Below are 642 nucleotides of genomic sequence, written 5' to 3'. Positions count from 1 at the left end.
GGACGCCATCGTCGACTGTCTGCGCGGCGGCCTCGGCCGCACCGCCCCCGCGACCCTGCTGTGGCGGGACGCCGCGACCGCACGCGAGCACCTGTCCCGGGCCCTGGGACCGGACGGTCGACCCTACGACCTGTTCGCCGAGGTCCTCGACGTCCTGGCCGAGGGCGGCACGCGCGTCGTCCTCGCCTGATCCGGGTCCAGCTCACCAAGACGCGTCCTCAGACCCGGGCGCCTCGCGGCCGCGCGGGAGGGCCTGGCCGCGATCACGGCCAGGAGCGAGTCCCGGGACGCCCTCGAACGCGCCCTCCCGCCGCCGGCGTGACCGGGACCCCGGCCAGCCGCTCGCCGTCGGCTACGCGTCCCCGTCCGCGGCGACCGGGAGCGTGTAGCGCAGCTTCTCCTTCGCGCGCGCCCCGAGCCGGTCGTAGAAGCGGATCGCGTCCTCGTTCCAGACCGGGGTCTGCCACTGCACCTCGGTGAGGCCGAGCCCGCGTGCCGTGTCCGCGACCGCGTCCATGATCCGCGCGCCGAGCCCCGCCCCCCGGGTCCCGTCGCGCAGGAAGAGGCAGTCCATGTGCAGGTACTCGCACCCGTCCCAGGTGGAGACCTCCGGGGAGCAGGTCGCGTACCCGACGACCTCGC

1 protein-coding gene and 1 pseudogene are annotated in these 642 nt (G+C 75.7%); one reads left to right on the top strand and one right to left on the bottom strand.

Annotated features, from left to right (window positions below):
- Positions 1-190: pseudogene (locus tag D471_RS0121715) on the top strand (barstar family protein); the annotation flags it as partial.
- Positions 191-352: 162 nt separating this feature from the next.
- Here D471_RS0121715 and D471_RS0121710 read toward each other — a convergent pair.
- Positions 353-642, bottom strand: a 290-nt coding sequence (locus D471_RS0121710) for a GNAT family N-acetyltransferase (RefSeq protein WP_017600570.1), incomplete at its 5' end; no start/stop codon positions are given.

Origin of the sequence: Nocardiopsis lucentensis DSM 44048 (assembly GCF_000341125.1) — a bacterium.
GTDB classification, from domain to species: Bacteria; Actinomycetota; Actinomycetes; order Streptosporangiales; family Streptosporangiaceae; genus Nocardiopsis; species Nocardiopsis lucentensis.
Note: the sequence above shows the minus strand (reverse complement) of the source record. Positions and strands in the feature narration are given on the sequence as shown.